The 20,821-nt window shown below is 73.3% G+C and carries 21 protein-coding genes; 8 read left to right on the plus strand and 13 right to left on the minus strand.

Annotation, left to right across the window (positions count from 1 at the left end):
• The first annotated feature begins 288 nt into the window (after nucleotides 1-288).
• Nucleotides 289-945 carry an ATP-dependent Clp protease proteolytic subunit gene (locus CP969_RS05655; RefSeq protein ID WP_004991875.1) on the plus strand — a complete coding sequence of 219 codons (657 nt, stop codon included), beginning with the start codon at nucleotides 289-291 and terminating at the stop codon, nucleotides 943-945.
• A complete protein-coding gene (locus CP969_RS05660) occupies nucleotides 942-1,547 on the plus strand; it encodes a ClpP family protease (RefSeq protein WP_016827530.1) in 606 nt (201 codons plus the stop codon). Before CP969_RS05655 ends, CP969_RS05660 begins: the two co-directional genes overlap by 4 nt.
• Before the next feature lie 21 nt (nucleotides 1,548-1,568).
• Here the strand turns inward: CP969_RS05660 and CP969_RS34420 are convergent, their stop codons facing one another.
• Nucleotides 1,569-2,042: a helix-turn-helix domain-containing protein gene (locus CP969_RS34420; protein WP_026085392.1), complete on the minus strand. Its 474-nt coding sequence runs from the start codon at nucleotides 2,040-2,042 to the stop codon at nucleotides 1,569-1,571.
• A 294-nt stretch (nucleotides 2,043-2,336) separates the two neighbouring features.
• Between CP969_RS34420 and CP969_RS05670 the strand changes: the two genes are divergently transcribed.
• Nucleotides 2,337-3,224, plus strand: a complete 888-nt coding sequence (locus tag CP969_RS05670; RefSeq protein ID WP_004991870.1) for an RNA polymerase sigma factor SigF — start codon at nucleotides 2,337-2,339, stop codon at nucleotides 3,222-3,224.
• A 119-nt stretch (nucleotides 3,225-3,343) separates the two neighbouring features.
• On the opposite strand, the gene CP969_RS05675 is transcribed toward CP969_RS05670, so the two are convergent.
• Nucleotides 3,344-3,799, minus strand: coding sequence for an ATP-binding protein (locus CP969_RS05675; RefSeq protein ID WP_026085391.1), 456 nt, complete (start codon nucleotides 3,797-3,799; stop codon nucleotides 3,344-3,346).
• Between the two features lie 167 nt (nucleotides 3,800-3,966).
• Here CP969_RS05675 and CP969_RS05680 point away from each other — a divergent pair, with 167 nt between their 5' ends.
• From CP969_RS05680 to CP969_RS05690, 3 genes are all read left to right on the plus strand, one after another.
• The gene (locus CP969_RS05680; protein WP_016827527.1) at nucleotides 3,967-4,551 is read left to right on the plus strand and encodes a PRC-barrel domain-containing protein; all 585 of its coding nucleotides are present in this window, start codon (nucleotides 3,967-3,969) and stop codon (nucleotides 4,549-4,551) included.
• Nucleotides 4,548-4,982 carry a PRC-barrel domain-containing protein gene (locus CP969_RS05685; RefSeq protein WP_016827526.1) on the plus strand — a complete coding sequence of 145 codons (435 nt, stop codon included), beginning with the start codon at nucleotides 4,548-4,550 and terminating at the stop codon, nucleotides 4,980-4,982. The genes CP969_RS05680 and CP969_RS05685 overlap by 4 nt, the downstream gene beginning before the upstream one ends.
• A 178-nt stretch (nucleotides 4,983-5,160) precedes the next feature.
• Complete coding sequence (locus tag CP969_RS05690; protein WP_016827525.1) at nucleotides 5,161-6,426, plus strand: streptophobe family protein; 1,266 nt, start codon at nucleotides 5,161-5,163, stop codon at nucleotides 6,424-6,426.
• Between the two features lie 197 nt (nucleotides 6,427-6,623).
• Here the strand turns inward: CP969_RS05690 and CP969_RS05695 are convergent, their stop codons facing one another.
• From CP969_RS05695 to mgrA, 3 genes are all read right to left on the minus strand, one after another.
• Nucleotides 6,624-8,939 (minus strand): ABC transporter ATP-binding protein/permease, encoded by a 2,316-nt coding sequence (locus CP969_RS05695; protein WP_004991858.1) that lies wholly within the window; start codon nucleotides 8,937-8,939, stop codon nucleotides 6,624-6,626.
• Nucleotides 8,940-9,014: 75 nt separating this feature from the next.
• Entirely contained in the window at nucleotides 9,015-9,425 is a 411-nt protein-coding gene (locus tag CP969_RS05700; protein ID WP_004991856.1) for a hypothetical protein, read from the minus strand.
• Nucleotides 9,426-9,738: 313 nt separating this feature from the next.
• Nucleotides 9,739-10,731 (minus strand): L-glyceraldehyde 3-phosphate reductase, encoded by a 993-nt coding sequence (mgrA, locus tag CP969_RS05705; protein WP_016827524.1) that lies wholly within the window; start codon nucleotides 10,729-10,731, stop codon nucleotides 9,739-9,741.
• 127 nt (nucleotides 10,732-10,858) lie between these two features.
• On the opposite strand from mgrA, the gene CP969_RS05710 reads away from it, so the two are divergent.
• Nucleotides 10,859-11,743, plus strand: a complete 885-nt coding sequence (locus CP969_RS05710) for a LysR family transcriptional regulator (RefSeq protein WP_004991854.1) — start codon at nucleotides 10,859-10,861, stop codon at nucleotides 11,741-11,743.
• A gap of 27 nt (nucleotides 11,744-11,770) precedes the next feature.
• Nucleotides 11,771-12,286, plus strand: coding sequence for a mycothiol transferase (locus CP969_RS05715; protein WP_004991853.1), 516 nt, complete (start codon nucleotides 11,771-11,773; stop codon nucleotides 12,284-12,286).
• Here the strand turns inward: CP969_RS05715 and CP969_RS05720 are convergent.
• The 8 genes from CP969_RS05720 to CP969_RS05755 form a co-directional block, all read right to left on the minus strand.
• On the minus strand, nucleotides 12,268-13,347 hold the full coding sequence (locus CP969_RS05720; protein ID WP_016827523.1) for an adenosine deaminase: 1,080 nt from the start codon (nucleotides 13,345-13,347) through the stop codon (nucleotides 12,268-12,270). The two genes, CP969_RS05715 and CP969_RS05720, sit on opposite strands and share 19 nt — an antisense overlap.
• 44 nt (nucleotides 13,348-13,391) lie before the next feature.
• Nucleotides 13,392-13,784, minus strand: coding sequence for a VOC family protein (locus CP969_RS05725; RefSeq protein WP_004991851.1), 393 nt, complete (start codon nucleotides 13,782-13,784; stop codon nucleotides 13,392-13,394).
• Nucleotides 13,785-13,919: 135 nt separating this feature from the next.
• Entirely contained in the window at nucleotides 13,920-15,290 is a 1,371-nt protein-coding gene (locus CP969_RS05730; RefSeq protein ID WP_016827522.1) for a phosphoinositide-specific phospholipase C-related protein, read from the minus strand.
• Between the two features lie 104 nt (nucleotides 15,291-15,394).
• Nucleotides 15,395-16,285, minus strand: coding sequence for a glycoside hydrolase family 19 protein (locus tag CP969_RS05735; RefSeq protein ID WP_026085390.1), 891 nt, complete (start codon nucleotides 16,283-16,285; stop codon nucleotides 15,395-15,397).
• Nucleotides 16,286-16,491: 206 nt separating this feature from the next.
• Nucleotides 16,492-17,637, minus strand: coding sequence for an LLM class flavin-dependent oxidoreductase (locus tag CP969_RS05740; protein WP_016827520.1), 1,146 nt, complete (start codon nucleotides 17,635-17,637; stop codon nucleotides 16,492-16,494).
• A 38-nt stretch (nucleotides 17,638-17,675) separates the two neighbouring features.
• Nucleotides 17,676-18,860: an SfnB family sulfur acquisition oxidoreductase gene (locus tag CP969_RS05745; protein ID WP_016827519.1), complete on the minus strand. Its 1,185-nt coding sequence runs from the start codon at nucleotides 18,858-18,860 to the stop codon at nucleotides 17,676-17,678.
• 5 nt (nucleotides 18,861-18,865) lie between these two features.
• Complete coding sequence (ssuE, locus tag CP969_RS05750) at nucleotides 18,866-19,420, minus strand: NADPH-dependent FMN reductase (RefSeq protein ID WP_016827518.1); 555 nt, start codon at nucleotides 19,418-19,420, stop codon at nucleotides 18,866-18,868.
• Between the two features lie 125 nt (nucleotides 19,421-19,545).
• Complete coding sequence (locus tag CP969_RS05755) at nucleotides 19,546-20,763, minus strand: acyl-CoA dehydrogenase family protein (protein WP_016827517.1); 1,218 nt, start codon at nucleotides 20,761-20,763, stop codon at nucleotides 19,546-19,548.
• Nucleotides 20,764-20,821: the final 58 nt, after the last annotated feature.

The raw sequence follows: 20,821 nt of genomic DNA on the forward strand, positions 1-20,821 counted from the left end.
GCCGAGTCGCGACTCCCGCCGCGGCACGGGGCGGAGCGCACGGAACCCCGTGCGCCGGACGGAGCCCGAGCGGAGCGGGCGCTTCGCGGTGGAGGAGCCGGACCTGCTGGTGGGCGAAGTGCGGGCGCTCTTCCGGGAGTCGGGGAGGAGGCAGGCCGGACGGGCGCTCTGCCCGCGGCGAATCTGCCACGGGCAGAGAAAGGCCCGCGGTCCCCCGCCGCCGGTCGAGAGTGGAGGCACGCGGCCGCACCGGCCGCGTGTCCGACGAGCGACCACCAGGAGCGTCCCATGTCTCCACTCACCGCCGGCCCACGGCCGGTCCCGCTGCCCCGGGCCGAGGAGGGCGACACCCCGCCGACCCGGTTCGACGACCTCCTCGCCGACCGGTTGCTGGCCCAGCGGATCGTGCTGCTGGGCACCCAGGTCGACGAGGTGTCCGCGAACCGGGTGTGCGCGCAGTTGCTGATCCTGTCCGCGGAGGACCCGCGCACCGACATCAGCCTGTACGTCAACAGTCCCGGCGGCTCCGTGCACGCGGGTCTGGCGATCTACGACACGATGCGGCTGATCCCGAACGACGTCTCGACGCTCGCCATGGGATTCGCGGCCAGCATGGGCCAGTTCCTGCTGAGCGTGGGCACGGCCGGCAAGCGGTACGCCCTGCCGAACGCGCGGATCATGATGCACCAGCCGTCGGCGGGGATCGGCGGCACCACCGCCGACATCGAGATCCAGGCGGAGAACCTGGAGTTCACCAAGCGGACCATCGAACGGATCACCGCCGAGCACACCGGGCAGTCCCCGGAGACCGTCTCCCGGGACGGCGACCGGGACCGCTGGTTCACGGCCGAGGAGGCCAGGGAGTACGGAATGGTGGACCGGGTGGTGGAGTCGCTCGCCGACGTCCGCCCGGCCGCGACCCGGCGCAGGATGGGGCTGCAGTGAGGGGGACGTACACGATTCCGAACGTCGTCGAGCGCACCGCGCAGGGCGAGCGGTCCTACGACGTCTTCAGCCGTCTGCTGTCCGAGCGGATCGTCTTCCTCGGAACGGAGATCGACGACGGGGTCGCCAATGTGGTCATCGCGCAGCTCCTCCACCTGGAGTCGGCGGCCCCGGAGAGCGAGATCGCGATCTACCTCAACTCCCCCGGCGGCTCGGTCACCTCGCTCATGGCGATCTACGACACGATGACCTTCGTGCAGGCGCCGGTCTCGACCTTCTGCATCGGGCAGGCGGCGTCCACGGCGGCCGTGCTGCTGGCCGGCGGGGATCCGGGGCGGCGGTTCGTGCTGGAGCACGCGCGGGTGCTGCTGGGCCAGCCGGCCACCGGCGGCGCGCGGGGCACGGTCTCCGACCTGTCGCTCCGGGCCCAGGAGATGGTGCGGATCCGCTCCCAGGTGGAGGAGGTGCTGTCCCGGCACACGCACCACGACGTGGCGACGCTGCGGACGGACATGGACCGCGACAAGGTGTTCACGGCGCAGGAGGCCGTGGCGTACGGCCTGGCCGACGAGGTGCTGACCCGGCGCCTCGCACGGGGGTGAGGCGCCGGGCCGCGCGGCGCGTCAGGCCGCCAGGCACAGCCCGTCGTACGAGGAGCCGGACCTGCCACGGACCGCGCCGGGGCGGCGGCCGGTGACGCGGACGAGTTCTCCGTGGGCCCGCGCGAGCAGGTCGCCGAGGCCGAGTCCGAGGGCCCGGGCGGCGGCCGCGAGGACCTCCGAGGAGGCCTCCTTGCGGCCCCGCTCCACCTCCGACAGGTACGGCACCGAGATCCGGGCCGCTTCGGCGACGTCCTTCAGGGTCCGCTCCTGGGCGAGCCGCTCCCCGCGCAGCACGTCGCCCACGAGGTCGCGCCACAACGGCTCCCCGGGAGCGGACGGCGCGGGAGCGGACGGCGCGGGAGCGGACGGCGCGGGGGCCGGGCCCGGCGGCGCTGCGGCGGCGGGGCGCACGGGCCCCGGGCGCGCGGTCGTCGGGCGCACGGTCACCGGACGCAGGGGAACGGTACGGGCGTGGTTCGGCGCTTGTCGGGTCACCTCTTCAGGTTAGGAATCCCGGTCCCCGGGGGAAGGGAGCGGCATTCCGCCCTGAGTGAAGGAGCCCCGCACGGCGTGTCCGGACACGGCCCGGGGCGCCCCGCGGTCTCCTCCCCCGTACCCTCGGACGTACGAGTGACGAGCGGCCTCCGGCCCGGCGGCCCCGGCACCGGTCGCCGGGTCCCGGAAACCGTTCGGAACATCGGAGGAATGGGTTCGCCCGACCCGGGTACCCGCAAGCCCGAGAGGGCCCAGGCACATGCATGTCAGCCGTGACGTCCGTGGGGAGAGGTAATGAAGACCGCCGTGATCCGGTCGCAGGCGCAGGTCGTCGATGAGCACACCGAGGCCGGGACCGGGGACGGAAGCCTGCCCGGAGTGGCGAACCCGCGAACCGTAGCTCCGCGCGACGCCCGGGAGCTGTCCCGTCAGTTCTTCCGCCGCCTGGCGGAGCTGGAGGAGGGCACGCACGAGTACCAGTACGCGCGCAACACCCTCATCGAGATGAACATGTCCCTGGTGCGGTTCGCCGCCGGGCGCTTCCGCGGTCGCGGCGACGACATGGACGACATCGTGCAGACCGGCATGATCGGCCTGATCAAGGCCATCGACCGGTTCGAACTGTCGCGCGAGGTCGAGTTCACCTCCTTCGCGCTGCCGTACATCGTCGGCGAGATCAAGCGCTTCTTCCGCGACACGACCTGGGCCGTGCACGTGCCGCGCCGGCTCCAGGAGCTGCGGGTCGAGCTGGCCAAGGCCCGCGAGGAACTCGCCAGCCGGCTGGACCGGGAGCCCACCGTCGCCGAGCTCGCCACGCTGATGAACATCACCGAGGACCAGGTCATCGAGGGGCAGATCGCCGCGAACGGGTACAACTCCTCGTCGCTGGACGCCGCCCTCACCGGTGACGGCCCGGAGAACGGGGAGGCCGTCCTCGCCGACTTCATCGGCGTGGAGGAGGAGGGGCTGCGGCTCGTCGAGGACTTCCACGCGCTCGCCCCGCTCATGGCCGAGCTCAGCGAACGCGACCGGCAGATCATCCACATGCGGTTCGTGGAGGAGGCCACCCAGGCGGAGATCGGCGAGCGTCTGGGCTGCTCGCAGATGCACGTGTCCCGTCTGATCAAGCGGATCATCGCCCGGCTGCGCGAGGGCATGCTGGGCGAGCTCGGCTGCGCCTGACCGACGGCGCGCGGACGCGGCCGCCTTCCCCCGCCGCACGCACGGGGAGGCGGCCGCGTCCGCGCGCCGTCGGCCTGTGCGGAGGGGCCCCGTGCGGAGGAGAGGTGGCCCCGCGGCCCTCAGCCGCCGTCGAGACTGAGGACCGCGCGCACGCGCTTGCCGACCGGGACCCGCTCCACGCTGATGTCCCGGGCCAGTGCCCGCACGATCTCCAGACCGTGCCGGCCGACGCGCTGGGGGTCACGGGGGAAGACCCGGGGCAGTGTGGCGCTGCTGTCGTAGACCGCCACCGTGAGCGAGGTGTCCGTTCCCTCCAGCTCCAGGATGTACGGCCCGTTGCTGTACCGGTCGGCGTTGGTGACCAGCTCGCTCACCACCAGCAGGGCCGCACCGTCGGTCCGCTCGTCGATCGTGGCGCACCACTCGGTCCTCAGCTGTTCCAGGAAGACCGCGGCGAAGGCCCGCGCCTCGGCGATGCATCCCGGCTCGCCGGTGAAGTGCGCCGCCCGCCGCAGCGGTTCCACGGGTACATCGAAACCAGTCGGTATCACTGCCCCGTCCAGGTGGTAGGTCATGCGTTTCTCTCTGGGAAGCCGGGTCGGCCGAATGTTCTGCACCAGTCCTGGTACCCCGAGTCCGGCAGTGCAGTCCCCCCGATCGGTGTTCGCCTCCACGGGGCGGGGAACCCGGGCCCCGCCGGGTCCGGCACGGGTGGACGCCGGCCCGGCGGGAAGGGCGAGCCATGAACGAGCTGATGGCGGTGAGGGGTCTGACGACCCTGCCCGTGGTGACGCTGGGCGGCGATGTCGTCGCCCACGTCAAGGACACCGTGTTCGACGCCTCGGCCACCCGGATCACGGGCTTCACCCTCACCGGCCGGACCCTGCTGTCGGGACCGGTGCCGCAGGACCTGCCCTGGCCGGCGGTGCACTGCCTGGGCCACCACGCGGTCATGGTCCGCGGGCGGGAGGCGCTGATCGACGTGCCGTTGTCGGTGGCGCGCCGGGACGCCCTGCGCGGGCGGCTGCTCGGGGCGCAGGTGGTGACCGACGCGGGCGACACGGTCGGCACGGTGCTCGACGTCCTCGTCGAGGGCGGCACCAGCGGCCGCCTCGTCGCCTTCCGGCTCGCCGCGCACCGGGAACTGGTGCACGGCTCCCGGCACCGCCGGCACCGGGTGTACGTGCCGCGGGGCGAGGCGCTGAGCGCCTCCGGCCGGACGCTGGTGGTCCCCGCGCACGCGACCGCCTACGTCACCGACGACCTGCCCGGCTTCACGGCCCGCGCCGGCGCCCGCCACGACCGCGGGAGGGGTGTACTGCCGTGATGCTGTTCTCCCGGGTGCACGGGCTGCCCGTCCTGACTCCGGGCGGCGCGGACCGCCTGGGGACCGTGCGGGCGCTGACGGTCGACGCCGCGTCGCGGACGGTCACGCACGTCCGGGTGCGGCGCGGACGGCTGCGCGGGGAGATCGTGCTCGCCCTGGGCGCCGTGGAAGCCGCCGGCCCGGACGGGCTGGTCGTGCGCCCGCCGGACGGCGGGCCGTCCGGGGCGCCGCCGCACCACGACCTGCTGGGGAGCAGGGTCCTCACCGAGTGCGGTGAGGAGCGCGGCACCGTGCTCGACGCGGCGTTCGACCCGGCCGACGGCCGGATCGAGGCGGTCCTCACGACGTTCGGCGAGGTGCCGGGCGACCGTCTGCTGGGGCTCGGCGACCACGCCCTGGTGGTACGGAGCGGCCGTGCGCACCACCTCTAGGGGGTGCTTGACGCCTCCCGCCGGTCCCCCGGCCCTCGCACATCGCGCCGGGCGCGGACGCCGCGCGCCGTCCGTCCCCCGTGGGTTCGTCGTGCGCTCCGGTCCGGCGCCGCCCGCAGGCCGACGCGGACGGACCTCCCGGCGGGCGGCGCCCGCCGCCCCTGCTTAGCGTGACACCGTGAGTTCACCCACCCTCTCCGACCGGGCGGTCGCCCGGCACGGCTGGGCGCAGGCCTTCGTCACGGTGCTCGGCGGACTGGTCGCCATGGGGGCGGTGGCCGCGCTCGGGCTGTGGGCGGCCGGCGCCGCGGACCTGCCGGACGGCTCCTTCCCCCCGGTGGTCGCGGCGATCATGATCATGTCCGTCGGAGGCACCGTGAAGCTCTCCGGGGACATCGGCGTGCTGGCCGGCACGGAGGGCGGCCTGACCGTCCTCCCGCTGTCCGTCACCCTCACCGGGGCGCTGGTCATCGGCTGGGGTTTCCTGCGCCCGCTGCGGCACCGGGCGGTCGCCGGGGCGTCCGAGCTGGCCGGGTGGGCCGCGAGGATCGCCGCCCTGTGGCTGCTCGCGCTGCTCGCGCTGGCGCTCGCCGCACGGCACACGTTCGAGATCTCCCTCGGGGACGGGCCGCTGGGCGATCTCGGTGACCTGTTCGGCATCACGCCCGAGGTGGGTTTCTCCACCGACGTCCCGCCGGCCGTCCTCATCGGCCTGGTCTGGCTGGCCGGGGTGCTGGTGCTGGCCCTGCTGGTGGCGCGCGGTGCCCCGTTGCCGGGCCGGCTGCTGCGGCTGCAGACGTCGGTGCGGCCAGCGGCGCACGCGACGGTGCAGTTGCTGCTCGCCTACGTCGTGATCGGCCTCGCCGTCGCGCTGGCCGTCGCCGCCACGCGCGGCCACCCGGCCGAGACGTTCGCCGTGATCCTGCTCGGACTGCCCAACGTGGCCTGGCCCGCGCTGACGATCGGGCTCGGCGCCACCTGGGACGGCAGGGTGGAGGGGCCCTTCGGGCTGCCCATGCCGCACGTGCTGGACGAGGTGCTGCGCACACCGGACGTCACCGCGCTGAACCTGGGCACCCTCGCCGAGCACGACGGCCGGGTGTGGTGGCTGGTGGTGGTCGACGCGGTCCTGCTGCTGGCCACGGCCTTCGTCATGGCGGCGCTGTCCCCGGCCCGGATCCGGCCCTGGCAGCACGCGGTGCACCTGGCGGTGGCCCTGGCGCTCGCGGTCCTGACGATCTGCCTCATGGCCCGGATCGACGCGCGGCTCGGCCTGTCCGTGCTCGGCATCGGCGATCTGGGCGAAGGGTTCTCCGGGCAGGTGCTGCTGAGACCCCGGCTGTGGAGCGCCCTGGGCCTGGCCCTGCTGTGGGGCCTGGTCACGGGGTTCGTGGGGGCGCTGCTGGAGCGGGAGGTGCGCCGGCGGGGCAGGACCGGCCGCTGACGACCGCCGACCGGGTGCGCTCCCGCGGACCGGACACCGGCCGTGCTCCCGCCGCCCGTGACGGAGCTGGAGGAAGCCACTCGTGACGGAGACGGAGGAAGCCGTCCGCCCCCGCCCGAAGCCCGTCCCGCCCCCGTCGAGGACGGGGGCGGGGACGACGTGCAGGGGCCGGAAGCAGGGGCTCGGCGGCCCCTGCTTCACTTCCGCATCACGGCCGGCTCGTGGCGCCGCAGCAGACGGGACACCAGCAGACCGAAGAGCAGCGACAGGGCGAGCAGCATGCCGACGGCGAGCAGCCACACGTCCGCCGTGTGCGCGAAGAGCGGGTCGTGGTCGCCGGGCGCGAACGCGGGCAGGTCGATGGTGGACGCCATCGCGGCGAACCCCCAGCGGGCGGGCACCAGCCAGGCCAGCTGCTCCAGCACCAGCACGTTCTCCAGCGGCAGCAGGGCACCGCAGAAGACGACCTGGACGATGGCGAGCAGCACCAGCAGCGGCATCGTCACCTCCTCCTTGCGCACCACCGCGGAGACCAGCAGCCCGAGCATCATCGCGTTGAAGGCGAGCAGCGCGACGGCGACGGTGATCTCGACAAGGGGCGGCATCAACACGCCTTCACCGCCAGGTACGTTCAGGTCCACGCCGAGCAGCGCGACGAGGGTCAGCACCACGGCCTGGAGCACGGTGACCGTGCCGAGCACGACCACCTTGGACATCAGGTACGCCGATCTGGACAGGCCCACGGCCCGTTCGCGCTGGTAGATCACCCGTTCCTTGACGAGTTCGCGCACCGCGTTGGCCGCGCCGGTGAGGACCGCGCCGACGCACAGGATGAGCAGGGCGTTCAGCGAGGACCTGCGGGTCAGTTCACTGCCCGCGAGGGCCCGCGCCATGGCGCCCATCACGAACGGCAGCGCGATCATGATGGCGAGGAAGGTGCGGTCCACGGCGAGCGCGGCGGTGTAGCGGCGGACCAGGGTGCGCAGCTGGGCGCCCCAGCCGCGGGGCTTGGGCGGGAGCCCCACGTCGACCGGCGCCTCGCGGGGCCGCTGGGGCTGGACGGCGGCCCCGACGACGTACCGCCGGTGGAAGGGCGAGTCGCGGTACTGCCCCGCCCAGTCCCGGTCCTTCTGCTGTTCGAACGCCTCGAAGGCCTCCGGCCAGTGCTCGAAGCCGAAGAAGGCGAGGGCGTCGCCGGGCGGGCCGTAGTAGGCGGTCCTGCCGCCGGGGGCGAGGACGAGGAGGCGGTCGCAGACGTCCAGGCTGAGCACGCTGTGGGTGACGACGATGACGGTCCGGCCGTCGTCGGCGAGGCCGCGCAGCATGTACATCACCGAGCGGTCCATGCCGGGGTCGAGGCCCGAGGTCGGCTCATCGAGGAAGAGCAGCGACGGCTTGGTCAGCAGTTCCAGCGCGACGCTGACCCGTTTGCGCTGTCCGCCGGAGAGGCTGTGCACGTGCTGGCGGGTCCGCTCCTCGAGGCCGAGTTCGCGGATCACCTCGTCGACCCGGGCCCGCCGTTCGGCCTTGGCGGTGTCCTGCGGGAACCGCAGCTCGGCGGCGTAGGACAGGGCGGCGTGCACGGTCAGCTGGGTGTGCAGGATGTCGTCCTGGGGGACGAGGCCGATGCGCTGGCGCAGCTCTGCGTAGTCGTGGTAGAGGTCGCGGCCGTCGTAGAGGACGGTGCCGTGGTCGGCGGGGCGCTGGCCGGTGAGCGCGTTCATCAGGGTGGACTTGCCGGAGCCGCTCGGGCCGACGACCGCGAGCAGGCACTTCTCCCCCACCGGGAAGGAGACGTGGTCGAGGAGGCGTTTGGTGCCCCGGTCGACGGTGACGGTGAGGTCCTGGACGTCGAGGGAGACCTCGCCGGTGTCGACGTACTGCTGGAGTTCGTCGTCGATCAGGCAGAAGTCGGAGTGGCCGACGCCGACGATGTCGCCGGGGCGGATGTCGGCCCGGTCGACCTGCAGGCCGTTGAGGTAGGTGCCGTTGTGGCTGCCGAGGTCGACGATCTCGTAGGAGCCGTCGGCGTGGGCGTGCAGTTCGGCGTGGTACCGGGAGACCATCAGGTCGTCGACGACCAGGTCGTTGCCGGGGTCCCGGCCGATGCGGACGGTGCGGGTGGGCAGCGGCCGTACGGAGGTCGGCTGCCGGAAGGTGTGGGTGAGGGCGGGGTGGGAGACCGCCGACGGCCGGGCGCGCGCGGGGGCGGTGAGGACGGCGCGGGGCCCGTCGTCGGGACTGCCGAAGCGGATGACGCTGCCGGGGCCGACCTCCCCGACACGGACGCGCCGGCCGTCGGCGTAGGTGCCGTTGGCGCTGTGTTCGTCCTCGACGGTCCAGTGGCCGTCCTCGGGGTGGAGCACCGCATGGTGCCAGGAGACCCGGGCGTCGTCGAAGACGATGTCGCTCGACGGGTCGCGTCCGACGTGGTAGTCGCGGATCGGATTCATCGGGGTGGAGCCGGTCTCGGTCTCCAGCACGAGCTCCGGCGCGACCGGCCGCTCCGTCATGCCTGAATTCTACCGACGGGTCCGTTCGGGTGCCCGGCGTGGGGGGGCGGGGCGGTGCCCCCGGGGGGGCGGGGGTCAGGCGACCGGGACGCCCGGTGAGCGGGCGGCGCGCTGCATGCGCAGGGCGTCCACGGACTCGGCCAGCAGCTCGTACTCGGTGGTGTCGTCGCCGGTGGCGACGCGCACCAGGCGTCCGGCGGCCAGCGCCTCGGCCACTTCCTCCTGCCGGGCGACGTCGCCGCACCAGGCGCGCAGCGCGGCGGGCACGTCGGGCACGCCGTCGGGGACGGGGACGAGCGAGCCCGACGGTAAGTGCTCGGTGTCGGGCTGCGGATCCAGGCGCTCGGCGATCCAGGAGGCACGGTCGCGCAGCCACCACAGGGCGAGGGCCAGGGTGGGCGCCCGGTAGGTGCCCAGCGGTACGCCGATGCGCCGGCCGTCGCAGACACCGTACGCCGTGACGTGGCACAGGAATTCGTCGTGCACGTTCCCCTCCCCCGCTGCGTTGCCCGCCCGCCGGGCGGGTTCGCCGCCCGTCCGTGGCTCGCGTGCTGTGCGTGAGGGCGCCGTCGCGCGGTGTGAAGCGCTCTCGTTGTCGAGTATGTTCACCGCTGAAACACTGTCACCATGTGTTTCCGGCCAGTCTCCTGGCATATTCACGGTCGCGTCTGGCCGAAACATTGCGCCGGCCGGTGGCCGTACGGACGGGGCGCGGGGTCGGCGGTCCCACGGCCCGCGGGGCGGCCGGCCGCGCCCCGGGAGGGCAGGGCGCGCGGCCGCCGGTCCGCCGGTGCGGTCCCTACTGCTTGACGACGGCGTCGATGCGGGCCAGCTCCTCCGCGTCGAAGCCGAGGGCGCGGGTGGCCGCGACGCTGTCCTCCAGCTGCTGCGGGCTGCTCGCCCCGACCAGGGCGGAGGTCACCCGGCCGCCGCGCAGCACCCAGGACAGCGCCATTTGCGCCAGGCTCTGGCCGCGGGAGGCGGCGATCTCATTCAGCGCGCGCAGTCGGCCCACCAGCTCTTCGGTGAGGGCGTCGGTGTTCAGGAACGGGCTGTCGCTCGCCGCCCGGGAGTCCTCGGGGATGCCGTCGAGGTAGCGGGCGGTCAGCAGACCCTGCTCCAGCGGGGAGTAGGCGATGGAACCGACCTGCAGCTCGTCCAGGGCGTCCAGGAGGCCCTCGTCCTCCGGGCGGCGGTCGAGCATCGAGTAGCGCGGCTGGTGGATCAGCAGCGGGGTGCCCAGCTCGCCGAGGATGCGGGCGGCCTCGCGGGTCTGCTCCGCGGAGTAGTTGGACACGCCGACGTAGAGCGCCTTGCCCTGCTGGACCGCCGTGTGCAGGGCGCCCATCGTCTCCTCCAGGGGAGTCTCCGGGTCGAAGCGGTGCGAGTAGAAGATGTCGACGTACTCCAGACCCATGCGTTCCAGGCTCCGGTCCAGCGAGGACAGCAGGTACTTGCGGGAGCCCCATTCGCCGTACGGGCCGGGCCACATGAGGTAGCCGGCCTTGGTGGAGATCACCAGTTCGTCGCGGTACGGCGCGAAGTCCGCCTTCAGCGCCTCGCCGAGCGCGGACTCGGCGGCGCCGGGCGGCGGCCCGTAGTTGTTGGCGAGGTCGAAGTGGGTGACGCCGAGGTCGAAGGCGCGGCGCAGGATGGCGCGCTGGGTCTCGGCCGGGCGGTCCGGACCGAAGTTGTGCCACAGGCCGAGCGAGAGCGCGGGGAGCTTCAGGCCGCTGCGTCCGGTGCGCCGGTAGGGCATGTCCGCGTAACGGTCGGGGTGTGCGGTGTACAACGCGACTCCAGAGGGGTTGGCACAGGTCTCGGCGGTTCCGTCGAACCGCCGTTCCACTCTGGCGTGACCCGGGGGCAGTGGTCCAACAGAAGAATCCGATGGGATTCAGCGGATACGCTTCTCAATCATGGAACTGCGCCATCTCCAGCACTTCGTCGCCGTCGCCGAGGACCAGCACTTCACCCGGGCGGCGGAACGGCTGATGGTCTCCCAGTCGGGTCTGTCCGCGTCCATCCGCGCCCTGGAGCGCGAACTGCAGACCCCGTTGTTCGTCCGGACGACCCGCAGGGTGACGCTCACCGAGGCCGGGCGGGCCCTGCTGGCGGAGGCCGAGCGGATCCTGGCGCAGGTGCGGGCGGCGCACGAGGCGGTGGCCGCGGTGCAGGGCGTGCTGCGCGGCACCCTCGCGCTGGGCGCCGAGCAGTGCATCGCCGGGGTGCACGTGGCGGAGCTGCTCGCGGCGTTCCGGCGGCGCCACCCGGACGTGGAGATCCGGCTGCGGCAGTGGGGTTCGGCCGCGCTCGCGGAGGAGGTCGCGGCGGGGCGGCTGGACCTCGCCTTCGCCTACCGGACGGAGGCGGACTCCGACCACCTGCGGTCGGTGCCGCTCACCAGCGAGCCGATGACCGTGCTGTGCCACCCCGGCCACCGGCTCGCGCGGGCCGGGGCGCCGCCGACCCCGCACGACCTGGCCGACGAGGTCTTCGTGGACTTCCACCCCGACTGGGGCCCGCGCCGCACCACCGACGCCGCCTTCGCCGCCGCCGGGGTGCGGCGCACGGTGGCGCTGGAGGTGAACGACGTGCACAGCCTGCTCGACCTGGTCGACGAGAACCTGGGCGTCGCCGTGGTGCCGCGCCACTTCCGGCACAAGCGCGAGGCGCTGACCGCGCTGCCGCTGAAGGACACCGGCGAGTCGGCCTACGAGACCGTCGCCCTGGTGCCGGCCCCGCGGGCCACCAGCCCGGCGGCGCGGGCGCTGATGGCCCTGCTGGACGACGGGGGCGCGTGAGGGGCGGCGATGCGCGAGGGTGGACCCATGCACGCCAAGGACATCCTCATCGACGGCTTCGGCCGCGTCCGCGAAGAGGTCCACGCCGCCGTCGAGGGCCTGGACCCCGACGACCTGGGCTTCCGGCCCGCCTCCGGCGCCAACTCCGTCGCCTGGCTGGTCTGGCACCTCACCCGGATCCAGGACGACCACGTCGCGGACGCCTTCGGCCTCGACCAGGTGTGGCTCTCCCGGGGCTGGGAGGAACGCCTCGGGCTCGGCCTGCCCCGCCGCGACACCGGGTACGGGCACGATCCGGCGCAGGTGGCCGAGGTACGGGTCGACTCCGCCGACCTGCTGACCGGCTACCACGACGCGGTGCACGAGCAGACGCTCGGGGCCCTGCGCGCGCTGACCGCCAAGGACCTGGAGCGGATCGTGGACGAGCGCTGGGACCCCCCGGTCAGCCTGGGCGTGCGGCTGGTCAGCGTCCTGTCCGACGATCTGCAGCACGTCGGACAGGCCGCCTACGTACGGGGACTACTTCAGAGCGCGGACGCGTAACCGGGCAGGACCACGTCCCGGATCAGGGCACCGCGCTCGTCGAACGGCAGGAACGCGCTCTTCACCGCGTTGACCGTGACGGTGCGCAGGTCCTCGACCGTCCAGCCGGCCTGCTCCACCAGCAGGGACATCTCGCGGGTCATGGTGGTGCCCGACACCAGCCGGTTGTCGGTGTTGACGGTGACGCGGAAGCCGAGGTCCTTCAGCGCGGTGACGGGGTGCTCGGCGATCGAGGTCGCGGCGCCGGTCTGGAGGTTGGAGGTGGGGCACATCTCCAGCGCGATCCTGCGGTCGCGCACCCACCCGGCCAGCCGGCCGAGCTTGCCGGCCGCGAGGTCGGGGATGTCCTCGGTGATCCGCACCCCGTGCCCGATGCGCTGGGCGCCGCACACCTGGAGGGCCTGGTGGATGCTGGGCAGGCCGTGGGCCTCACCGGCGTGGATGGTGAAGGGGACGTTCTCGCGGCGCAGGTACTCGAACGCGTCGAGGTGGTCGGCGGCGGGGAAGCCGTCCTCGGCGCCGGCGATGTCGAAGCCGACGACACCGGCGTCCCGGAACGCCACGACCAGGTCGGCGATCTCCCGCGTCCGGTCGAACATCCGCATGCCGCACAGCAGCGTCCCGACCCGCACCGGCGTGCCCGCGGCCGCCGCCTTGGCCATGCCGGCCGCGAGCCCCTCCTGCACCGCCTCGACGACCTCGGACAGGGTCAGCCCGCCCTTGGTCATCAGCTCGGGGGCGTAGCGCACCTCGCCGTAGACGACGCCGTCGGCGGCGAGGTCGAGCACGTACTCCTCGGCGGTGCGCAGCAGGCCCTCGCGGTGCTGCATGACGGCGAGGGTGTGCTCGAAGGTGGCTATGTAGCGGACCAGGTCGCCGGAGCCGGCGGCCTCGACGTACCAGGCGGCGAGTTCGTCGGGGTCGGTGGTGGGCAGGGTGTGGCCGACCGCGTCCGCGAGCTCCACCAGGGTGGCGGGGCGCAGGGCGCCGTCGAGGTGGTCGTGCAGCACGGCCTTGGGCAGCCGGCGGAGGGTGTCGGTGTCGATGCGGGGCGCGGTCATGGGCGGTGCGTTCCTCGGCAGGTGGTTTCTCGGGTGCGAAGGGGTCATTCGGCGGGCTGGAGCAGGTCCCAGCGGTTGCCGTACAGGTCCCGGAAGACGGCGACCGAGCCGTACGGCTCGTGGCGCGGCTCCTCCAGGAAGGCCACGCCCGCGGCGGCCATCCGGGCGTGGTCGCGGGCGAAGTCGTCGGTGTGCAGGAAGAAGCCCACGCGTCCGCCGGTCTGGTCGCCGACCCGGGCGCGCTGCTCCTCCCCCTTGGCGCGGGCGAGCAGCAGTCCCGTTCCGGTGCGCCCGTCGTCCGGTGCGACGACGACCCAGCGGGAGCCGTCGGGCCGGGGCGTGTCCTCGGCGAGCCGGAAGCCCAGGGCCTCGGTGAAGAAGCGGATCGCCTCGTCGTAGTCGTCGACGACGAGGGTGACCAGGGCGACGCGTCTCATCGTGGCCTTTCGGAAGGAGGGTCGACCGGAGAGGTTATACGTAAAACTACCGGACGCGCCAGTCACGCCTCCGTCGGCCCCGCCCCGGACGGCGCGGGGTCCGGGGCGGGGCCGGTGGGACGGGTGGGGGGGCCGCTACGGATACGTGTACGTGTTGAGGGCGGCGACGGCGGACGCCGGGTCGCCGAGGTCGTAGCGGTCCACGGCGAGGTAGTTGGGCTTCTTGCGGGCGGCCGGCTGGCAGAACCGGCGGGCGCGGTCGGCGAGTTTGGAGTTGTCCGTGCCGGCCGTGGAGGCGATCGCGGTGTCCCGGAAGTGGTTCATGACGAACAGCGGGCGGAAGCCGGGCTCGGTGCGGGTCAGCGGGATGTTGGTGTCGGCGCCGTACCAGCGGCTGTGGCAGGACCAGTCGGACGCGCCGACGCCCGGACCCATGGACCAGTGGTTCTCGACGGTCCACTCGCGCTGGTACATCACGCCGAAGCTGTCCCGGGTGAGCCCGGCCGCCTGGTCGGCGGCCCGGCTGCGGTCGGTGAAGACCAGCAGCCGGTTCCCGGTGGCGGTCAGGTCGGCCAGGGCCGGCCAGCCGTTCTCGCGCACACCGGTGCGGTCCGGCCGGTAGAGCACGTCCGACAGCCCCCGGACCCGGGCGAGTTCGGCGCGCAGGACGCCCGGGTCGACGTAGTCCTCCAGGAAGACCGTGACGAACTGGTCGGGGTGGGCGCGGAGGAAGTCGACGATCCGCTGGAGGTCGACCCACAGGGCGACGGGCCTGCTGACCAGCGTGCAGCTGTTGTGGCAGAGGATCGCGCCGTCCGGGGTCTGATGGATGTCCAGCATGAATCCGCGGACGCCGTCGGCGAGTTGGCGCTCGATTCCCCGGGTCTGGTTGGGGAAGAGGTCGACGAACGGCGGGGCGAAGCCGCCGTCGACCCCGTTGGCGTAGGCGTTGTGGGCGGTGAGGAAGGTGACCTGGTCGAGGGTGCGCCGGTCCTGGGGCGGCATGGGGCGGGTGACCGGGTCGACCGGGGTCAGGTACCAGGTGGCGAGGTCGTCCGCGCCGGTGCCGACGGCGAGGGCGGCGGGATGGTTGGCGCCGGGAGGCTTGGGCGCGACGGTGAGGCGGCGGTCGGTGCCGGGCGCGGTGAGGGTGAACCGGTCGGCCCCGGCGGGGACGATCCGCCAGGAGGCGTCCGGGCCGGTACAGGCGACGGTCCGGGCCCGGTCGCCGTCCCGGCCGAGGCAGGTGCCGGGGCGGTCGGTGCTCTCCAGGAGGTGTCCGGCGCCGTCGGCCCGCAGGATCCACTGCTGGTGGTCCTCGTCGCCGCGGGGTCTGTGCTGCTCGACGGCTCCGGCGCTGTCGGCGGCGTTCAGCCCGGTGGTCGCGCTCTGGACGTAGTAGGTGCCCGGCGGCGGTGCCTCGTCGGCCCCGGCGGCGGGGACCGGCGCCACGGCCGCCGCGACGAGCGCGACGGCCGTGGTGAGCAGGACGTGGGGGGTGCGCATGGTGGATGCCCTTCGTCCGAAGGACGGCCGCGCGCACACGGGGTGCGCGCGGACCGTGACCCGATTGTGGTCAGGTGCATGACACCATGCCCCGCCGTCCCCCGTCAGCAGTACAGGTTGCCGCCGGGAGTCGTGCCGAGGATCTGGGCGAACCGCTGGTACGTGTTCACCCTGCTCTGCACCTGGGCCGGGTTCTTGCCGTCGCACTCCAGGGAGCCGTTGATGCTGCGGATCGTCTGGCCGAAACCGGCCTGGTTGACCATGGCGTTGTGCGGGGTCATGGTGCCGGGGCCGGACTGGGTGTTCCAGTACCACAGGGCCGTCTTCCAGGCGACGGCGGCGTCGTTCTGCACCAGCCAAGGGTTGTTCAGCAGGTCGATGCCGAGCGCGTCGCCCGCGGCCTTGTAGTTGAAGTTCCAGCTCAGCTGGATCGGACCGCGCCCGTAGTAGGCGGCCTGACCGGCCGGGCAGCCGTACGGCTGCCCCCAGTCGCAGTAGTGCGGGTAGTTGGCCGTGTTCTGCTCGACCACGTGCACCAGGCCGCCGGTCTCGTGGCTGACGTTGGCCAGGAAGGCGGCGGCCTCCTGCTTCTTCACCGTGTCGCTGCCGGTGTTGGCGAAACCGGGGTAGGCGCTCAGGGCCGCCGTGAGCCCGCTGTAGCTGTAGAAGGAATTCCGGTTCGGGAACATCTGGTTGAACTGCGCCTCGGTCACCACGAAGTTCCCGACCGGCGTCCCGGGGCCGTTGTCACAGGCGTAGGGCTCCCAGTACCAGGTGCTGATCGTCGGGTCGTAGCCCGGGTTGGCGTGCTCGGCGATGTACGCCCGGCCGTCGGTGTAGCGCACGATGTCACCGGCGTTGTACGACTTGCCGGCCACCCAGGCCGGGTAGCTGGAGCAGGAGGCGGCGGAGGCGGTGGCCGCGGGCAGCAGGATCGGTGCGCTGCCGGCCAGGATGACGGCGGTCAGCACGGCGGAGATACGGCGTCTCGACAAGGGGGCAACTCCTTTGCGGGACACGGCCGCTCCCGGGCGGGGACATGCCTGGGCGAAGGCCCGGCCCGCACGCGCCGGCGAGACCGGTCACGGCGTGGGGCGGCCGTGGTGGGGGGTGTGGAGCACACTCAACCGCTTTGGTCTGTACCAGTCAAGGCCGTCGACCAGTAATCCCGGATTGTCCACCAAGTCACTTGCTACAGGCCTCAGTTCGCGAACGGCACCTGTACCGCGGGGACTTCCCGCCGCACTCCCGCCGGATGCCACCACAGCCCCTGCGCGGCGAGACGCGGCAGCACTCCCTCACCGAACCAGTACGCCTCCTCCAGGTGCGGATGGCCGGAGAGGACGAACTCCTCGACGCCCAGCGCGTGGTACTCGCGGATCCGTTCGGCGACGTCGTCGTGGCTGCCGACCAGGGCGGTGCCCGCGCCGCCGCGCACCAGGCCGATGCCGGCCCACAGGTTGGGGTGGATCTCCAGCCCGTCCCGGGTTCCGCCGTGCAGGGCGAGCATGCGCCGCTGCCCCTCGGACTCGCTGCGGGCGAGACCGGCCTGCACGGCGCGCACGGTCTCCGGGTCGAACCCGTCGAGCAGCCGGTCCGCCTCGGCCCAGGCCTGCTCTGCGGTGTCGCGGGTGATGACGTGCAGCCGGATGCCGAACCGCAGGCCGCGGCCCTCCCGGACGGCGAGCGACCGCAACCGGACGATCTTCGCCTCGACCTGGGCGGGCGGCTCGCCCCAGGTGAGGTAGACGTCCGCGTGCCGGGCGGCCACCTCCAGGGCGGCGGGTGAGGAGCCGCCGAAGTACACCTGCGGCACGGGGTCGGGCACGCGGGTCAGCGCCGCGTCCTGCACGCTCAGGTGCTCGCCGTCCAGCGAGACGGTCTTCCCCTCCCACAACTCCCTGACGACCCCGAGGAATTCGCCGGTGCGGCGGTAGCGGGCGTCCTTGTCGAGGAAGTCGCCGTAGGCCCGCTGCTCGTGGCTCTCGCCGCCGGTGACGACGTTCAGCAGGAGCCGTCCGCCGGTCTGCCGCTGGAAGGTGGACGCCATCTGCGCGGCGAGCGTCGGCGAGACGAGGCCGGGCCGGAAGGCGACCAGGAACTTCAGGCGCTCACTGGCCTGGGAGACCATCGCGGTGGTCAGCCAGGCGTCCTCGCACCAGGCGCCGGTGGGGGTCAGGGCGCCCGTGAAGCCGAGGTTCTCGGCGGCGCGGGCGATCTGGCTCAGATAGGCGACGGTCGGCGGCCGGTCCCCTCCGGCCGGGGAGGCCGGGGCGCCGTGACCGCCGCCGACGACGTGGCGGCTGTCGCCGTTGGTGGGCAGGAACCAGTGGAAGGTCAGGGACACGCGGGGTCTCCGATCGGGGTCGTCCTCGGGGCGGGCCGTCACAACAGGCCGTGGCGGGGCGGCCGGATTCCGCCGAGCACGTACCTGCCGATGTGCTGGATCTTCCAGCGGACCGGGTCGTGCAGGGTGTGGGTACGGGCGTCGCGCCAGTGGCGGTGCAGATTGAGCGGGTTCAGGGCCGAGCGGGTGCCGGCGACCTCGAAGAGGGCGCTCGTGACCTCCACGGCGGTGTCGGCGGCGTGCGCCTTCGCGGCGGCCACCGCGATGGACGCCCCGGCCGCCGAGTCGTCGGTGAGGTGGGCCCGGGCCTCGTCCACGGTGCGGGCGGCCTCCCGCAGCAGCGCCTCCGACGCGCGGACGCACACCTCGAGTTCACCGAACCGCTGGACCAGCAGGGGGTCCTCCGCGGCCGTCGCGAAGCCGCTCTCGAACCAGGGGCGGCTCTTCGTCCGGACGAACTCCGCGGCCTCGGACAGCGCTCCCCGGGCGATGCCGGCGTCGATCGCGGCGTGCAGCAACTGGGCCACGGCCCCGTGGAGTTGGGGGCCCTCGAAGGTGAGGTGGTGCGGGAACACCCGGTCGGCGGGGACCGGGACGCCCGCCAGGCGGACGGTGCCGCTCGCGGTCGTCCGCTGGCCCATCCCGTCCCAGTCGTCGACCACGGTGAGGCCCGGGGCGCCGCGCGGGACACAGGCGACGTGCAGCCTGTCGTCCTCGGCCCGGGCGAGGACGGGGATCCAGTCGGCGTAGAGGGCACCGGTGGCGTAGTGCTTGACACCGTTCAGGACGTACGAGCCGTCCGGCCGGGGTTCCAGGCGGGTGCGGATGTCCTGGACGTGCCGGGTGCCGGCCTCCGACTGGGCGTTGCCGAGCCGGCGCCCGGCGAGCAGTTCGGAGAAGAAGAACTTCTTCTGCGCGTCCGTCCCCTGGCGTTCGATCACCTGGACGTAGGTGAAGTGGCTCTGCGGGATCTGGGCCAGGCTGGCGTCCGCCGCGGCCAGCAGCCGGAAGATCTCCGCGAGGGTCTGCCGGCTCACGTCCGCCCCGCCGTGCTCGGCGGGCACGGTGACGGCGAGCAGACCGGACGCGGAGAGCCGTGCCACCTCCTCCCGGGGCAGCCGGCGTCCGGCGTCCCGGGCACCGGCGCCCGCGCGGAACTCCTCGGCCAGGGCGGCGGCGACGGCGAGGGCCTCGGCGTCGTCGGCGATCACGTGCGCGGTCACGGCCGTCAGCTCGCGGCGGCCAGCGCCGGGACGGGGAGCAGGGCCGCCGAGAACTGGTCGACCACCTGGGTGAGGGCCTCCTCGGCGGCCGGGGCGACGGTCAGCGCGCCGTCCTCGTGCACGGTGATGTCCTGGTCGAGGGTGAACCAGCCCTGCACGACGTGGGCCGCGCCCATGGAGTTGAGGACCGGGCGGAGCGCGTAGTCGATGGCCAGGACGTGGGCGGTGGTGCCGCCGGTGGCCAGCGGCAGCACCGTCTTGCCGGTCAGCGCGTACTGCGGCAGCAGGTCGAGGAGCGCCTTCAGGACACCGGAGTACGACGCCTTGTAGACGGGGGTGCCGACGACGACGCCGTCGGCACGGGCGAAGAGCGCGCCGGCCTCCACGATGGCCGGGTGCCCGAAGTCGGCGCCGAGCAGCGCCTCCGCGGGGAGGGTGCGCACGTCGAGCGGGATCACCTCGTGGCCCTGTGCGATCAGCCGCCGGTCCAGATGGCGCAGCAGGCGGTTGGTGCGGGAGGCGGCGGAGGGACTGCCGGAGACGGACAGGACGGTGGCCATGGGACCTCTTTTCCGGTTTTCCGGGCTCTCGGGCTCTCGGGCTCTCGGGTTCTCGGAGGGGTGTGCGGGCTTCGGGGTGTTCGCGGGGCGGGGTGCCCGGACGCGGCCGGGCACCCCGGGGGCGGTCAGGAGTACCAGGTGGGCTCGGGCAGTTCGCCCTCCAGGACCCAGCGGCCGACCTCACGGCGCTTGTAGGCGACCGGGTCGTGCAGCGTGTGGGTGCGGATGTTGCGCCAGAAGCGGTCCAGACCCTCGGCGGTCGTGGTGGAGCGGGCACCGGTGACCTCGAAGATGCGGCTCGTGACCTCCAGGGCGACGTCCGTGGCGCGGGCCTTGACGGCGGCCACCCGCACCTCGAAGTCGCCGCGCGCCTGCTCGGTGACCGCGTCGGGGTCGTCGTGCAGCCGCTGCCCCTCGACGGCGACGGCGTCGGCGAGCGCCTCGACCGCCCAGAGCTTCGCCGTGAGGTCGCCGTAGGTGTCGATGACGTGGGGCTCGTCGACCGCGCGGTCGTGGCCGCCGTGCAGCCAGGACCGCGCCTTGGTGCGGGTGTAGGCGGCCGCCGTCTCCAGCGCGCCGGCCGCGATGCCGAGGTAGAAGTTGACGAAGACCAGCTGGATGGTGGGGACGTTGAGGGTGTTGTAGACCCGCGGCCGGAACTCCTTGTCGACGTACCCGGCCGCGGAGGACCAGGGGGTGCGGACGCCGTCGAGGGTGACGCTGCCGCTCTCGGTGAGCCGCTGGCCGATGTTGTCCCAGTCGTCGTGGAAGGTCAGTCCCTCGCTGTCGGACGGCACGATGGCGAAGACGTGCCGGTCCGTGCCCTCGAAGACGCCTTCCAGGACGGTGACGTCGGAGACCCTGCTTCCGGTGGAGAAGGACTTGCGGCCGGTGAAGACCAGGTCGTCGCCGTCCTCGGTGACGACGACGTCCTCGTCCCGCGGGTTGACGGCGCCGCCGAAGAACCAGCGGTTGCGGGCGGCCTCGGCCTCGAGGTGCTCCCACTGCTCGCGCGTGCCGACCAGGCGGGCGGCCCAGTTCCACAGGTAGTGGTAGCCGAGGAGCTGGCCGATGGAGCCGTCGGCCTTCGCGATCTCCCGGACGACGTGGTGGGCGGTGATCCAGTTCTGGCCCCCTCCGCCGTGCTCGGCGGGGCCCAGCAGGGTGACGAGGCCGGAGTTCTTCAGCAGCCGGACCTCGGCGTGCGGGGCGGCTCCGGCGCGGTCGCGGGCGGCGGCGTCGGTGGCCAGGACGGCGGCGACCGCCGCGGCGCGGGCGGTCCAGTCCTCGGCGGTGCGCGGGGCGGGGCGGACGCTCCAGTCGGTGGGGGTGACGGTGCTCATGGGGGTGTCGGCCTCTCTTCTGCTCTCTCGTGCGCGTGTGCGGATCTCGAGGGACGGG

The sequence above is a fragment of the Streptomyces viridosporus T7A genome (genome assembly GCF_008704515.1).
GTDB classification, from domain to species: Bacteria; Actinomycetota; Actinomycetes; order Streptomycetales; family Streptomycetaceae; genus Streptomyces; species Streptomyces viridosporus.

Bases quoted from the DNA above. Each gene is read 5' to 3' on its own strand.
- CP969_RS05655 (WP_004991875.1), top strand. From the start codon at position 289: ATGTCTCCACTCACCGCCGGCCCACGGCCGGTCCCGCTGCCCCGGGCC.
- CP969_RS05670 (WP_004991870.1), top strand. From the start codon at position 2,337: ATGAAGACCGCCGTGATCCGGTCGCAGGCGCAGGTCGTCGATGAGCAC.
- CP969_RS05680 (WP_016827527.1), top strand. From the start codon at position 3,967: ATGAACGAGCTGATGGCGGTGAGGGGTCTGACGACCCTGCCCGTGGTG.
- CP969_RS05755 (WP_016827517.1), bottom strand. From the start codon at position 20,763: ATGAGCACCGTCACCCCCACCGACTGGAGCGTCCGCCCCGCCCCGCGC.
- ssuE (WP_016827518.1), bottom strand. From the start codon at position 19,420: ATGGCCACCGTCCTGTCCGTCTCCGGCAGTCCCTCCGCCGCCTCCCGC.
- CP969_RS05730 (WP_016827522.1), bottom strand. From the start codon at position 15,290: ATGCGCACCCCCCACGTCCTGCTCACCACGGCCGTCGCGCTCGTCGCG.
- CP969_RS05710 (WP_004991854.1), top strand. From the start codon at position 10,859: ATGGAACTGCGCCATCTCCAGCACTTCGTCGCCGTCGCCGAGGACCAG.
- CP969_RS05725 (WP_004991851.1), bottom strand. From the start codon at position 13,784: ATGAGACGCGTCGCCCTGGTCACCCTCGTCGTCGACGACTACGACGAG.
- CP969_RS05695 (WP_004991858.1), bottom strand. From the start codon at position 8,939: ATGACGGAGCGGCCGGTCGCGCCGGAGCTCGTGCTGGAGACCGAGACC.
- CP969_RS05715 (WP_004991853.1), top strand. From the start codon at position 11,771: ATGCACGCCAAGGACATCCTCATCGACGGCTTCGGCCGCGTCCGCGAA.
- CP969_RS05720 (WP_016827523.1), bottom strand. From the start codon at position 13,347: ATGACCGCGCCCCGCATCGACACCGACACCCTCCGCCGGCTGCCCAAG.
- CP969_RS05675 (WP_026085391.1), bottom strand. From the start codon at position 3,799: ATGACCTACCACCTGGACGGGGCAGTGATACCGACTGGTTTCGATGTA.